The following is a 13,515-nucleotide window of genomic DNA, read 5'->3' as shown; positions in this document are numbered from 1 at the left end:
ACTGCCCTCATCAGATGTTGGTTGCAAACAGATATGCACAAACCGCCGTAATGCCTACATAAACAAAAAACATGATTTTCTGTTTGGCGGTACTCATGGTTACACGTTCGGGAACCGGTTTGTTGGTATCCAGTTTGGTATAGAACGGCATACCCAGGAAGAATGCAAAATAAACGAAGGACAGGATGCGCGCAACCAAAGTACGCGTATCAGTTGCCACCATCGCACCCAAAATACCCAAACCGATAAAGGCAATGATGAACAGAACCAATGCGGTTTTAAAGATCGGGCCACGATAGCGGACGGATTTAACCTCGCCTTTATCCAGCCAAGGCAACAGGGCAATCAGTACAACTGCCGCACCCATACCGATTACACCCCATACCTGTGTTCCCAAGAACGAGGGAATCGCACGCAAAATGGCGTAGAACGGAGTGAAGTACCATACCGGCGCAATATGCGGAGGTGTTTTCAGCGCATTCGCAGCATCGAAGTTCGGCGCTTCGAGGAAGTAGCCGCCGCCTTCTGGTGCAAAGAACAACACGGAACAGAAAACAATCAGGAATACAACGACACCCAAGATGTCTTTAACGGTGTAGTAAGGATGGAATGGGATACCGTCGCGCGGGATACCGTTTTCGTCTTTGTTTTTCTTGATTTCAACGCCGTCAGGGTTGTTAGAACCTACTTCGTGCAGGGCGATGATGTGCGCCACAACCAAGCCGAGCAATACCAGAGGTACCGCGATAACGTGCAGGGCAAAGAAGCGGTTCAGGGTAACGTCGGAAACGTTGAAGTCGCCGCGGATCCAAGTGGACAAATCAGGACCGATAACAGGGATGGCGGAGAACAGGTTAATAATTACCTGCGCACCCCAGAAGGACATTTGACCCCAAGGCAACAGGTAGCCCATAAAGGCTTCCGCCATCAATGCCAAGAAAATCAGGGAACCGAAAATCCACACCAACTCACGGGGTTTTTTGTACGAACCGTAAATCAAACCACGGAACATGTGCAGATAAACAACAATGAAGAAGAAAGATGCGCCGGTGGAGTGCATGTAGCGGATAATCCAACCGCCGGACACGTCGCGCATGATGTACTCTACTGCGGTAAAGGCAGCAGGCAGATGGTAGGCGTTAAGGTTGCCGTCCGGTTTGTAGTTCATAGTCAGGAAAATACCGCTGACGATTTGAATCACGAGGACAAGCAAGGCTAAAGAGCCGAAGTAATACCAGAAGTTGAAGTTCTTTGGTGCGTAGTATTGAGCCAAATGCTCATTCCACATCTTAGACAGGGGGAAACGAGCGTCCATCCAGCCTAACAATGCTTTTGCTTTGCTATTGGTTTGGTTTGCCATAATTATCGTTCCTTATTCTCAGTCTTCGCCCACCAAGATGGTAGTATCGCTCAGATATTTGTAAGGCGGTACGACCAAGTTGGTCGGCGCAGGAACACCTTTATACACCCTGCCTGCAATGTCGAATTTCGAACCGTGGCAGGGGCAGAAAAAGCCGCCCTTCCAGCCCGCACCCAAATCAGCAGGTGCAATGTCGGGACGGTAGGTCGGAGAACAGCCCAAGTGAGTGCAGATACCGATGGCAACGAGAATGTTCGGTTTAATCGAACGTGTCTCGTTTTTAGCGTATTCCGGCTGTTGTTCCACATCGGAATTGGGATCGGCCACTTCGCCGTTCAGGCTTTTCAGGTCTTTAAGCTGTTGATCCGTACGGTTGACCACCCAAATCGGTTTGCCTTGCCACTCAGCAGTCAACATCTGACCCGCTTCGATTTTGCTGACATCCACTTCGACGGCAGCACCGGCGGCCTTAGCTTTTTCCGAAGGAAAAAAACTGGCCACAAACGGCGTTGCCACACCCAATGCTGCCACTCCGCCTGCGCCGCAGGTCGCAAGTGTCAGGAAACGGCGGCGGCCGTTATTGATTTCTTGATTATCCATTATTCAGTCGTCCTAATATTTTGGGAATACCGAGCCATTAAACATTGCAATTTTACCCAGTTTGCAGTGATACTCAAAGCATTATTTAAAATAAGGTAAAGTTTTATGATATTTCTCAATAATCAAGCTGGATTACCCTCATCAAAATGACACACTTCCAATCCGAACACTCCTGCCGCCGCCTCCACCAATGCCTGTACGCCGTAACGTTCCGTCGCATGATGCCCTGCAGAAACAAAAGCCGTACCCGTTTCATTGGCAAGGTGGTATTGGGCTTCAGAGATTTCCCCCGTCAAATACAAATCGACACCTTCGTCTATTGCCGTCTGAAAAAAACCCTGCGCCCCCCCGCTGCACCATGCAACCTTTCTGATTTCACGGCTCAAATCGCCGATAACGACCGGCTTCCTCTGCAAAACTGCTTCAATATGGACAGCCAATGCACCAAGTGTCTTGACTTGTTTCAGGCTTCCTGAGTTAAGCAGGTTTTGTTCGCCAAAACGCCTTTCGACTGTAAAACCGAGTTTTTCAGCGAGTTGGGCGTTATTTCCTAATTCAGGATGCGCATCCAGTGGTAAATGGTAAGCCGCCATATTGATATCATTACCCAGTAACGCGGCAATCCGTTCTTTTTTCCAACCGGTAATGGTCGGCAACTCGTTTTTCCAAAACATGCCGTGATGAACCAGAAGCAAATCTGCCTTCTGTTCCGCGGCAAAATCAATTGCCGCTTTGCTTGCAGTTACCGATGTGGCAATTTTACCGATATACTCTTTCCCTTCAATCTGCAAACCGTTGGGGGCATAATCTTTAAACAATGCTGTCTGCAATGTTTCATTACACCAAGTCAGAAAATCCCTGCGCAATACCATCTTTTTTCCTAATCGCTTTAAACAAGCGGGCATTCTAATCGCAAAATGTCCGGAGTTCACATTTTTCCGATTTGCACCCGCATATGAATTATTTTAATATGCGCCTGTTCAATATGCCGTCTGAAACCTCATGGATTCCATCATCGAACTGCGCCACCTCAAGACCCTACTGGCACTTGAAGAAACCGGAAGCGTCTCCCTTGCCGCCAAACGGGTTTTCCTTACCCAATCTGCACTTTCCCACCAAATCCGTATGCTTGAAAACCACTACGGCGCACCGTTGTTCGAACGAAAATCCACACCTTTGCGCTTTACCCCGGTTGGAGAAAGACTGTTACGCCTCGCTCACGACCTGTTGCCTCAAGTTACCGATGCAGAACGTGATTTGGCACGCATTATAGAAGGAGAGGCAGGAGAATTGCGGATTGCCGTCGAATGCCATACCTGTTTCGACTGGCTCATGCCCGCAATGGGTGAATTCCGCCCGATATGGCCCCAAATCGAATTGGATATCGTATCGGGATTCCAAGCGGACCCTATCGGACTGCTGCTGCAACACCGCGCCGATCTTGCCATTGTTTCCGAAGCGGAAAAACAAAACGGTATTTCTTTCCAACCGCTGTTTGCCTACGAAATGGTCGGTATTTGCGCACCGGACCATCCGCTTGCCGCCAAAAACGTTTGGACGGCGGAAGACTTTATCGGGGAAACCCTGATTACCTATCCCGTTCCCGATGAAATGCTGGATTTGCCCAAAAAAATCTTGATTCCGAAAAACATCAACCCACCGCGCCGGCACAGCGAACTGACCATTGCCATTATCCAACTGGTTGCCAGCCGAAGGGGAATCGCCGCCCTTCCCTACTGGACCGTTATGCCCTATCTTGAAAAAGGCTATGTCGTTCACCGGCAGATTACCGACGACGGACTGCAAAGCAAACTGTATGCCGCTATCCGCACTGAAGACACAGATAAAAGTTATCTGAACAACTTTTGCCAAATCATACGTGAACGCGGCTTCACGGACTTGCCCGGATTAAGTGAGTTGGAACCGGTCTGATTTCCCTTGTTCAAACCATACCCGGGCAGTTTTTCTATTTTTTCATGTACTGTTTTTGATTTTTGCTCAATCCGTAATCTTTAGATTACCAATGGGAAACCGCTTGTTACAAATAAAAAACCCTGCGATAAGCAGGGTTTTTTGAATTTCCAACATTAACGTTTGGAGAATTGTTTTGCACGGCGTGCTTTGCGCAGACCCGGTTTTTTACGTTCAACTTCGCGGGCATCGCGAGTAACGAAACCGGCTTGAGACAAGGCAGGTTTCAACGCGGCATCGAAGTCGATCAGGGCACGGGTAATGCCGTGACGGATAGCGCCGGATTGACCGGTTTCACCACCGCCGACAACATTGACTTTGATGTCGAACGATTCTGTGTTTTCAGTCAGAACCAAGGGTTGGCGAACAACCATTCGGCTAGTTTCGCGTGCGAAGAATTCGTCAACGGGGCGGCCGTTTACGATGATTTGACCTGTACCTTTAGTCAGGAATACACGAGCCACTGAACTTTTGCGGCGGCCTGTGCCGTAGTAGTATTTACCGTTCATGTCGCGTCCTTATTTCAATTCCAAAACTTTGGGTTGTTGTGCGGCATGGGCATGTTCTGCACCAGCGTACACTTTCAGTTTTTTAATCATAGCGTAACCCAGTGGACCTTTAGGCAACATGCCTTTTACGGCTTGTTCCAAAGCGCGGCCCGGGAATTGCTCTTGCATTTCGCGGAAAGTGCGTTCGTAGATACCGCCCGGGAAACCGGAGTGACGGAAGTATTTTTTATCTTCGAATTTGGCACCGGTTACACGCAGTTTGTCCGCGTTGATGACGATAATGTAATCGCCGGTGTCAACGTGGGGGGTGTATTCAGGTTTGTGTTTGCCACGCAAACGGCTGGCGACTTCGGCTGCAACGCGACCCAAGACTTTGTCTTGAGCATCGATGACGAACCATTCGCGCTTCACCTCGTGGGGTTTCGCTGAAAAGGTTTTCATAGTGGAAATCCAGATAGATATAGAAAGTTGTAAATTTTAAAGATGACGGCGCATTTTGTCAATCGCATTACTGCGTTACGACGAGGTTTTCTCATTACACCATCGGTTGCAGACAGTTTGCATTTCTCAATGCGTTTTATTCCAAAGGAAAGGCCACATCTTGCGATGCGGCCTTATATGGGAATCCCCGCGAGAGCCGTTTCGGCCGAATCCGCTTGAACCTTGTTGACAAGGCGGCTGCCTCGGGTAGTTTCGGGTGCATCCGTAAGGGGACGCTCGCGCCCACTACTTCTCCCGGCAACCTTAAGCGAACTTATTGGTTCAAAGGAATATATGCCTTCGCGGACACCGCAGGGAAAAACTGTTACTCCTGCCCCAAGCGGGTTAGTGCTTTTTGGCAGGCATTGCTCATATCGGTTATTTTACGCTCAAAATCACCGATTGCCAAATCGCCGTTAAGGGAAAGTTTCAATAGGTCATGAACGACATTGAGTGCAGCCATGATGACGATTTTCTCGCTGTCGGCAACTCGTCCGCCTTCTCGGATTGCCTCGGCTTTTCTGTTGAGCATTTCGACTGCCTGTAAAAGTGTGTCTTTTTCTTCTGCCGGCGTGTTGACGGTCAATTGGGCGTGCATGACTTCGATGTGGACTTGTTCGGTATTCATCCTCTACTCCTTATCACTGCGTTTCCTGATTTTGGGGAAGCTGTGCAATCAGTGCTTCGATTCTTGCCCTGCTCTGTTCGAGTAGGGTGCGATATCGTGAATTTTCTTCCATCAGGCTGTCAATCTTGTTTTGCAGGTCTTCCTTGAGTTTGCTGACTTGAATGAGCAGGGCTTCGCTGAGTTCGTCAACGGCGGTTTTGTGTTCGTATTCCTGTCTCTCGTGCGCCCGTTTGAGCTCGGCAACGGTTTCTTTGAGGCGGCGGTTTTCGCTGATGAGGGTTTCGAATTTCTGTACCAACGTATAAACGCTGCTTTCGAGTTTTTCGATATTTTGTTTCATGACCTTACCTGTCTGTATGCCGTCCGGGGTTTCAGACGGCATCTGTTTGTTGTTTATTCGAAACGTGCGCTGCGTTCCATCAGTCTTTCGACAACCTGTTGCGGGGTCATTTCCTTACGGATGAGTTGCAGCAGGGTTTGGGTAATCGGCATGTCGATTTGGTACTTACAGGCAGTATTGAAGACTTCTTCTATGGTGCTAACCCCTTCTGAAACGTGCCCGATTTCGACAAGCACCTGATGCAGTTCCTTGCCTTCTGCCAAACCCAAACCGACGCGGCGGTTGCGTGAGAGTGCGCCGGTACAGGTCAAGATGAGGTCGCCGATACCGGCCAGCCCCATCATGGTTTTGGGCTGTGCGCCCATTGCGGAGGCAAGTCGGGTAATTTCGGCCAGTCCGCGTGTAACCAGTGCGGCACGGGCGTTAAGCCCGTACTCTAGACCGTCGGACAATCCGGTGGCAATCGCCATAACATTTTTTACCGCGCCGCCAACCGCCACGCCGATAACGTCGGTACTGCCGTAAAGCCGCATGACCGAAGTGTTGAGTTGGGGGACAAGTTCCTCGACCCATTCTTGGTTTTCGGAAGCGAGGACGACGGCACAGGGCAGTTGTTTGGCCAGTTCCTGTGCAAAACTCGGACCGGAGAGTACGCCGATTTTCTTATTATCGGGCAATACTTCTTTCAATACTTGGAAGGTCAGCAGTCCGGTATCCTGCTCGAATCCTTTGCAGGCAGCTAGAATCGGAAGATGTCCTGCATTGTATTGCTTCAACAGTTCCGCACTGCTTCTCAAACCTGCGACAGAAGTAACAATCAACACCAGCCCGCTGTCTTGCAACGCCTCTGCCAAATCAATACACACTTCCAGCGTTTCAGGAAAGGGGAAACCGGGCAGCCCGTGCTTGTTTTCACGTTCTTCCTTCATTTGGCGGACTTGATCTGCGTTGCGCGTCCATAGGGATACGCGGTTGCCGTGTTGGGAAAAATGCAGGGCGAGCGCCGTACCCCACGAACCTGCGCCGATAACGGTAATTTTCATTGGTCGTCTTTCAACATATCACTGCCGTTCACTTTAAAACAATCGCTGTTTCTCTGCAAGTGCAGACAGGGAAATGCCGTCTGAAAGGCGTTCAGACGGCATTTTATCCCGAAACGGCACAATCAGCCGGTATTGCGCAAACCTTGCGCTACGCCGTTGATGGTCAGGTGAACCATCAGCAGCGCGTGCGGATTGTCGGGCTCTTTGCGCAGGCGTTTGAGCATGGCAACCTGCAGGCCGTTGAGGGCGTTCAAATATGGAATCCTCAAGGCAAGTGAACGGGCGAGGCTGCGGTTGTCGCGCAGGAGCTCTTCGGTTTGCAGCAAATCGAGCAGGGCTTTGCGGCTGCGTTGGTATTCTTCCTTAATCATGCCGAAGATGACGGCGGCTTTTTCCGGCGATTCGCTCAAGCCGGCGTAGTTTTCCGCCAAAGTAATGTCGGTTTTCGCCATCACTTGCTCCATATTGGAAAGCATGGCTTGGAAGAACGGGTTGCTTTGGGCGTGTTCGCGCAGGGCGGCGAGGGTTTCGGGTTTGCCTTCGCACAAGGTTTCTACTGCGCTGCCAAAACCGTACCAAGCCGGCAGCATAAGGCGGTTTTGCATCCATGAGAATACCCACGGAATTGCGCGCAAGTCCTGAATCCGCGCCAAGGTTTTACGGCTGGCGGGACGGCTGCCGAGGTTGAGGGTGGCGATTTCCTGAATCGGGCTGGTTTGCAGGAAGTAGTCGATGAAGTCGGGATGGGTAATCAGTTCGCGGTAGTATTTGAACGATACGTCCGACAATGCCTGCATGAGCGCGGGTTCGGGGTCTTTTTGATCGGGCAGCAGGCTGGCTTCGAGTGTTGCGGCAACAAGGGTTTCGAGGTTACGCACGGCGTTACCGGGGTCGGCGTATTTGGCGGTGATGACTTCGCCTTGCTCGGTGATGCGGATTTGTCCGGCCACGCTGCCTGCCGGTTGGGCAAGAATAGCTTGGTAAGACGGGCCGCCGCCGCGTCCGACGCTGCCGCCGCGTCCGTGGAACAGGCGCATGCGGACATCGTATTTTTTGAAGAGTTCGACCAAGCCCAATTCCGCCTGATAGAGGCACCATGAGCTGGTAACATAGCCGCCGTCCTTGTTGGAGTCGGAGTAGCCGAGCATGATTTCTTGGATATTGCCGCGGCTTTCGAGCAAGGCATCATACCAGTCGAGGCGGAACATGGTTTCCATCACCGGGCAGGCGTTTTCAAGCGCTTCGATGGTTTCAAACAGAGGCACGATATTGATGCGGCTTTGCGGTTTGCCGTTTTCCACCACCAGCAGGCCGCTTTCTTTCAGCAGCAATGCCAAGGCAAGTAGGTCGCTGGGTTGTTCGCAGTTGGAAATAATGCTTTGTGTAACGGCATCTTCGCCAAATTCGTCTTTGATTTTTCGCGCTTCGTTGAAAATCGCCAGCTCGTGGCAGGTATGGTCGCTGTATGTGATGAACGGGCTGTACAGCGGACGTTGATGACTCAACTCGCGCAACAGGACGGCTTGTTTTTGCTCTTCGTTCAGGCTGTTGTAGTCTTCCAAGCCTGCGTGTTGGAAAAGCTCGGCAACCACATCGGCGTGTTTGCCTGCGTGTTGGCGCAGGTCGAGCGGCATCATGTGGAAGCCGAACACGGACACGGAACGGATGAGGTCTGCCAAACGGCCTTCGGCAAGCAGGCGGCTGCCGTTGTCGATAAGGGAACGTTGCAATTTTTTCAAATCATCGAGAAATTCTTGGGCCGAAGCATAAGGCTCGAGAAAGCCGAATTTACAGCCCATGCCCAAACCAAGCGCGCGTGCTTTGCCCAAGGCGCGCGCCATGATGTAGGCGATGGCGCGGCGGTAGGGTTCTTCGGTACGGGCGATTTCTTCATCGGGAGATTCGTCGGATAACGCCATCACATCGCTGTTGACTTTGACGCGGCGGATGGAGAGCGGCAACTCGCGGTAAAGTTTGTCGAGTTCGCTGCGGTAAAAACGGAACACGGCATCGGCATGGCGGCGGAAGGCAAAGCGCAGGGTTTCGGCAGAAACGAACGGATTGCCGTCGCGGTCGCCGCCGATCCAGCCGCCGATTTTCAGGATGTCGGGAACGTCCACATCGGGATATGCCGTCTGAAAGTCGCGTTCCATATTGCGGTAGAGTTTGGGCAGGGCTTCGAAAAAGCTCATCGGGAAGATGGACACGCCGTTGTTGATTTCGTCGTTGACGCTGAGTTTGTGGTGGCGCGTTTCGCTGGTCTGCCATAAGCCCAGCAGGATAGTGTCGATTTCACGGCGCAGCGCGGTCAGCGCATCGGCGTTGGCGCAGCGTTCCCGACGGGGCAACAGGGCGCGGATACGGCGGTTGAAGCTCAAAACGGTTTGACGTTGCACTTCGGTCGGATGCGCGGTCAAGACGGCGGTAACGGCCGTATTGTCCAGCTGCTGTTGCACCGTTTTGCCGTTGATTTTTCCGGCTCTGAGCTTGCGTACCGTTTCCGCCAGGCTGCCTTCCGCACCGCTACTGCCCGCATCTTCATAAACCTGACGGCGGCGTTCGTGATGCACGTCTTCGGCAATGTTCAAAATTTGTGCGAACAGTCCGCAGGCAAGCGTCAGGTCGTGGGTTTGCTGTTCGTCCAGTTGCGGCAAAACCTTCTCAATCAGTGCCGCGCTATCGTCCGAAGTGGACAGCAGCTTGACCGTTTCCACCACCAACGGCGAGGCTTCCTCGTGAAGAAGGTTGAACAACGACTGTTTTAAAAATTCCGCGTCTGCCGCTAATGCCGCATCCTTCGGATTATTCAGGATATGCAGTTGCATGATTTTTCTCTCTCGTTTGCCGTAAATATTGTAAATGTACCTCAAATGCCGCATCCGTGCCAAAACGTTTCACCCTCGTACGGGGGCAGCACGCCCTAAACCATTCATACTTTAATTATCTTTCTCCCGAAATGCCGTCTGAAGTTGAAAACGCGATACCGACGGCGGTAAAATCGGCCGACCGATTCCAGACCCGACTTTTCCATGAATACCACCCGACACGACCCCGACGACGAATTCCTGCTGCGGTACAGCCGGCACATCCTTCTGGACGAAATCGGCATCGAAGGGCAGCAAAAGCTCTCCGACGCGCATATTTTTGTCGTCGGATGCGGCGGTTTGGGTGCCGCCGCACTGCCCTACCTTGCCGCTTCGGGTGTCGGTACGCTGACCATAGCCGATTTCGACACGGTCGAACTGCACAACCTGCAACGTCAGGTTGCATTTGACGAGGGCGACGTCGGCAAACTCAAAACCGAAGCCTTGGCAGACCGTCTGCGCCATATCAACCATACCGTCGATGTCCGCACCGTCAACGAAAAACTCGACGGCGGTCGCCTAACCGATTTGGCTCAAACCGCCGACATCGTTTTAGACTGCTGCGACAACTATGCCACACGGCAGGCGGTCAACCGTGCCTGCGTGCAGGCGAAAACACCCCTGGTTTCAGGAGCGGCGGTACGCTTTGAAGGGCAACTTGCCGTGTACCGTCCCGACTTACCCGACTCGCCGTGTTATGCCTGCCTGTTCGACGGCGGATCGGCTTCAGACGGCATCTGTTCCCTTTTCGGCGTATTCTCGCCGCTGGTCGGCATCATCGGCTGCACGCAGGCGGAGGAGGCACTGAAAATCCTGCTGGATGCAGGCGAACCGTCACAAGGCAGGCTGGCGGTTTACCGTGCCTTGGAAGGAGGGTGGCGGTATTTCGACCTGCCGCGCAACCCCGAATGCCCGGTTTGCGGCTCGGAGCGATAAACCGTGCCGCCGCTCACATCATGCACCGGCATGCGGTTGCCGCCGGTAAAACGTGTGCCGTAAACAAACCCTATTTCCTCAAAAAACGAGTTGCACCTTTTCCGAGCATATTTCCCAAACGTTTGCCCATTCCCTTCCCCGAACGCAAAAATGCCGTCTGAAAAAGATTTCAGACGGCATTAAGATATGTATCAATAATGCGGGGGAATCTCATCGCGCAGGGAATACGGCTCTTGCGCGTCGGAATTTTTGTCTTGCAGCTTGCCGTACAACAGCCTCAACTGAGCCTGCTGCAAATCCAACGTCTGCCGTAATTCCGCCACCATCGCGTTCAGGCCGGTAATCACGTCCTCCTGAAGCGCAGATTGGATTTCCAGTTCGACAATACGGCACTCCAGCCCTTCAAGCCCATCCATTTACAGCACCATCGCGGCAATCCAACCGGCAATCAGCAGCGGGATGTTGTAGTGGAGAAAGGTTGGAATGACGGAATCCCGGATATGGTCGTGTTGTCCGTCAACGTTCAAACCCATGGTCGGGCCCAGCGTCGAATCGGATGCGGGCGAACCGGCATCGCCCAACGCACCCGCCGTACCAACAATAGAGACTGTGGCAAGCGGCGAAAAGCCCAGACTGATGCACAACGGTACATAAATCGCGGCAATAATGGGCAAAGTGGAAAAGGACGAACCGATACCCATGGTTACCAAAAGCCCCACCAGCAGCATAGCCAATGCCGCCATGCCTTTGTTACCGCCGAACATCGCCATGCTGCTTTCGACCAGCGGCTGGATGTGTCCGGTCGCACTCATCACGGCGGCAAAACCCTGTGCCGCAATCATGATAAAACCGACCATGGCCATCATCTTGATGCCTTCACCGAAGACATCGCTGGCCTTGTTGCGGTTGATTACGCCCAACATCATAAATACGGCGAAACCGAGCATCGCCCCCAACACCAGCGAATCTTCGTACATCAGCTGGATGGCAAAACATACGGCAATGGCGATGGCCGCAACCAGGCTGCGGTACGAAGACGCCTGAGGTTGGTTTGCCGCATCGGCATTGCCCGCCGCATCGGTATCATTGCTTTGATACAGGCGAGGCTTGCGGTAATGTACAAACGACAGCAGGAGTCCGGTTACCATACCCAATGCGGGGATAGCCATTGCCGCCATAACGTTGATGTTTTTAACGTCGAGTTCCGGCGCGGCGGAATGTATGTTGCCCAACAGAATTTCATTTAAGAAAATCGCACCGAAGCCGTAAGGCAGAAACATATAGGTCGTAACCAGACCGAAAGTGATGACGCACGCAACCAGTCGGCGGTCGACCTTCAGGCGGTTGAACACCAAAAGCAGCGGGGGGACAATCATCGGAATAAAGGCAATATGGATAGGCACGACGTTCTGGCTCATGATGCCCATCACCAAGATGATGGAAAGCAGCATCCATTTGACCGCGCCTTCTCCCGAACGCACGCTGTCGGGCATACTGCTCCGGTTCAATTTGCGGATAATCGCACCCGCAAGCTGTTGAGGCAGTCCCGAATGGGTGATTGCCATGGCAAACGCGCCGAGCATGGCATAAGAGAGCGCAATTTTCGCGCCGCCTTCCAAGCCTTTGTTAAATACGGGGATAATTCCAGCCTGACTGACCTGTCCGGCCGCATCGGTTATATTTTGCAGCGGCATACCTGCCACCACGCCGCCGACAAATGCACCGACCGTCAAACTCAATACCACATGCACGCGCGACAGCGACAGCACCAACATGACGATTACGGCGATTACGACTGCATTCATCTTCGTTTCTCCTTATTTTTTCTCCAAAAATTAAAATAAAATTTACATATCGAAACCCATCATAACCCAATAACGGAAAAACCGCCAATTGTGTAAACACTTATTTCAAATGCTTCATATATTTCCCAAACGTAACCCTGTCCAGCCCGGCCAGGTCGGTCAAGGTTTCCACTTCCGTAAACCCATGGGCCGCCAACACGCCGCGCACCGCACCGCCCTGATTGAATCCGTGTTCCAACAGCAGAAACCCGCCGTCTGCCAGATACTTTGGCGCACCCTCCGCCAATGCCCTGATGCAGCTCATGCCGTCTGAAAAATCGGTCAGCGCGTTTTTCGGCTCAAACCGCAAATCCCCTTGAGAAAGATGAATGTCGCCGTTTTCGATATAAGGCGGGTTGGAAACGATGACATCCCATTGCCTTTCAGACGGCATATCGGTGTCGAACCAGGAACCGTGTGCAAACTCGACCGCCGCACCCAAATCTGCCGCGTTCTTCCTGGCGGTTTCGAGTGCGCTCAGACTGATGTCGGATGCACGGACGAAGGCATCCGGGCGTTCGAGTGCGACGGTAAGGGCAACCGCGCCGCTGCCCGTCCCCAAATCCCATATACTGCCGCATTCCGGCAAACGTCCGATGGCCGCCTCGACCAAATGCTCGGTTTCGGGACGCGGAATCAACACGCTCGGATTGACTGTAAAGCGTCTGCCATAAAATTCACGCACACCCAAAATATAGGCGACCGGCTCGCCGTTCAGACGGCGTTGCACCAGCATGTCCGCATGCTGACGGACGCTGTCGGGCATTTCGTCCCCGCCACGGGTAACCAGCTCGATGCGGCTGTATCCGCCGGCGTGCTGCAACAGCATCCGCGCTTCGTTCTTGGGCAAAGGGCTTAAGCGAAGCCATTGATCGGGAGTCATATTTTCCTTTCATGGAAAATGCCGTCTGAAAGGTTTCAGACGGCATTTCGTGTTGGT

General features: G+C 52.5%; 14 protein-coding genes and 1 other RNA gene. 2 read left to right on the top strand and 13 right to left on the bottom strand.

The genetic code is table 11. The annotated features are described in order from the left end of the window. Nucleotides 1-10 precede the first annotated feature (10 nt). The 3 genes from BBW69_RS09755 to BBW69_RS09745 all read right to left on the bottom strand — a co-directional run bounded on the left by BBW69_RS09755 (nucleotide 11) and on the right by BBW69_RS09745 (nucleotide 2,832). Nucleotides 11-1,360: a cytochrome bc complex cytochrome b subunit gene (locus BBW69_RS09755; protein WP_003677248.1), complete on the bottom strand. Its 1,350-nt coding sequence runs from the start codon at nucleotides 1,358-1,360 to the stop codon at nucleotides 11-13. An 18-nt stretch (nucleotides 1,361-1,378) separates the two neighbouring features. Beyond that, nucleotides 1,379-1,960: a ubiquinol-cytochrome c reductase iron-sulfur subunit gene (petA, locus tag BBW69_RS09750; RefSeq protein WP_003677246.1), complete on the bottom strand. Its 582-nt coding sequence runs from the start codon at nucleotides 1,958-1,960 to the stop codon at nucleotides 1,379-1,381. Nucleotides 1,961-2,082: 122 nt separating this feature from the next. Next, entirely contained in the window at nucleotides 2,083-2,832 is a 750-nt protein-coding gene (locus tag BBW69_RS09745) for a Nif3-like dinuclear metal center hexameric protein (RefSeq protein WP_107961052.1), read from the bottom strand. 130 nt (nucleotides 2,833-2,962) lie between these two features. Here BBW69_RS09745 and BBW69_RS09740 point away from each other — a divergent pair, with 130 nt between their 5' ends. After that, entirely contained in the window at nucleotides 2,963-3,892 is a 930-nt protein-coding gene (locus BBW69_RS09740; RefSeq protein WP_188211175.1) for a LysR family transcriptional regulator, read from the top strand. A 155-nt stretch (nucleotides 3,893-4,047) separates the two neighbouring features. Here BBW69_RS09740 and rpsI read toward each other — a convergent pair whose 3' ends face one another. The 7 genes from rpsI to ppc form a co-directional block, all read right to left on the bottom strand. Beyond that, complete coding sequence (rpsI, locus tag BBW69_RS09735; RefSeq protein ID WP_003677242.1) at nucleotides 4,048-4,440, bottom strand: 30S ribosomal protein S9; 393 nt, start codon at nucleotides 4,438-4,440, stop codon at nucleotides 4,048-4,050. Nucleotides 4,441-4,449: 9 nt separating this feature from the next. Beyond that, a complete protein-coding gene (gene rplM, locus BBW69_RS09730) occupies nucleotides 4,450-4,881 on the bottom strand; it encodes a 50S ribosomal protein L13 (protein WP_002215010.1) in 432 nt (143 codons plus the stop codon). A gap of 180 nt (nucleotides 4,882-5,061) precedes the next feature. Continuing rightward, nucleotides 5,062-5,241: non-coding RNA, 6S RNA (gene ssrS, locus BBW69_RS09725), on the bottom strand. Nucleotides 5,242-5,245: 4 nt separating this feature from the next. Continuing rightward, a complete protein-coding gene (locus tag BBW69_RS09720; protein WP_107961054.1) occupies nucleotides 5,246-5,548 on the bottom strand; it encodes a cell division protein ZapA in 303 nt (100 codons plus the stop codon). 13 nt (nucleotides 5,549-5,561) lie between these two features. Next, entirely contained in the window at nucleotides 5,562-5,888 is a 327-nt protein-coding gene (locus tag BBW69_RS09715; protein WP_107961122.1) for a hypothetical protein, read from the bottom strand. Between the two features lie 53 nt (nucleotides 5,889-5,941). Continuing rightward, nucleotides 5,942-6,931: an NAD(P)H-dependent glycerol-3-phosphate dehydrogenase gene (locus BBW69_RS09710; RefSeq protein WP_107961055.1), complete on the bottom strand. Its 990-nt coding sequence runs from the start codon at nucleotides 6,929-6,931 to the stop codon at nucleotides 5,942-5,944. Between the two features lie 122 nt (nucleotides 6,932-7,053). After that, complete coding sequence (ppc, locus tag BBW69_RS09705) at nucleotides 7,054-9,756, bottom strand: phosphoenolpyruvate carboxylase (protein ID WP_188211174.1); 2,703 nt, start codon at nucleotides 9,754-9,756, stop codon at nucleotides 7,054-7,056. A 204-nt stretch (nucleotides 9,757-9,960) separates the two neighbouring features. On the opposite strand from ppc, the gene BBW69_RS09700 reads away from it, so the two are divergent. Then, on the top strand, nucleotides 9,961-10,731 hold the full coding sequence (locus tag BBW69_RS09700) for a HesA/MoeB/ThiF family protein (protein WP_188211173.1): 771 nt from the start codon (nucleotides 9,961-9,963) through the stop codon (nucleotides 10,729-10,731). A gap of 191 nt (nucleotides 10,732-10,922) precedes the next feature. On the opposite strand, the gene BBW69_RS09695 is transcribed toward BBW69_RS09700, so the two are convergent. The 3 genes from BBW69_RS09695 to prmC form a co-directional block, all read right to left on the bottom strand. After that, the gene (locus BBW69_RS09695; RefSeq protein WP_107860469.1) at nucleotides 10,923-11,147 is read right to left on the bottom strand and encodes a SlyX family protein; all 225 of its coding nucleotides are present in this window, start codon (nucleotides 11,145-11,147) and stop codon (nucleotides 10,923-10,925) included. Beyond that, complete coding sequence (locus tag BBW69_RS09690) at nucleotides 11,148-12,536, bottom strand: Na+/H+ antiporter family protein (RefSeq protein WP_107860468.1); 1,389 nt, start codon at nucleotides 12,534-12,536, stop codon at nucleotides 11,148-11,150. A gap of 100 nt (nucleotides 12,537-12,636) precedes the next feature. Then, nucleotides 12,637-13,458 (bottom strand): peptide chain release factor N(5)-glutamine methyltransferase, encoded by an 822-nt coding sequence (gene prmC / locus BBW69_RS09685; RefSeq protein ID WP_003677223.1) that lies wholly within the window; start codon nucleotides 13,456-13,458, stop codon nucleotides 12,637-12,639. Between the last annotated feature and the right edge of the window lie 57 nt (nucleotides 13,459-13,515).

The organism is Neisseria sp. RH3002v2f (assembly GCF_014596375.1).
In the GTDB taxonomy this organism is placed as follows: domain Bacteria; phylum Pseudomonadota; class Gammaproteobacteria; order Burkholderiales; family Neisseriaceae; genus Neisseria; species Neisseria cinerea.
The sequence above is the reverse complement of the archived record's forward strand: the minus strand, read 5'-3'. Positions and strand labels throughout refer to the sequence as shown.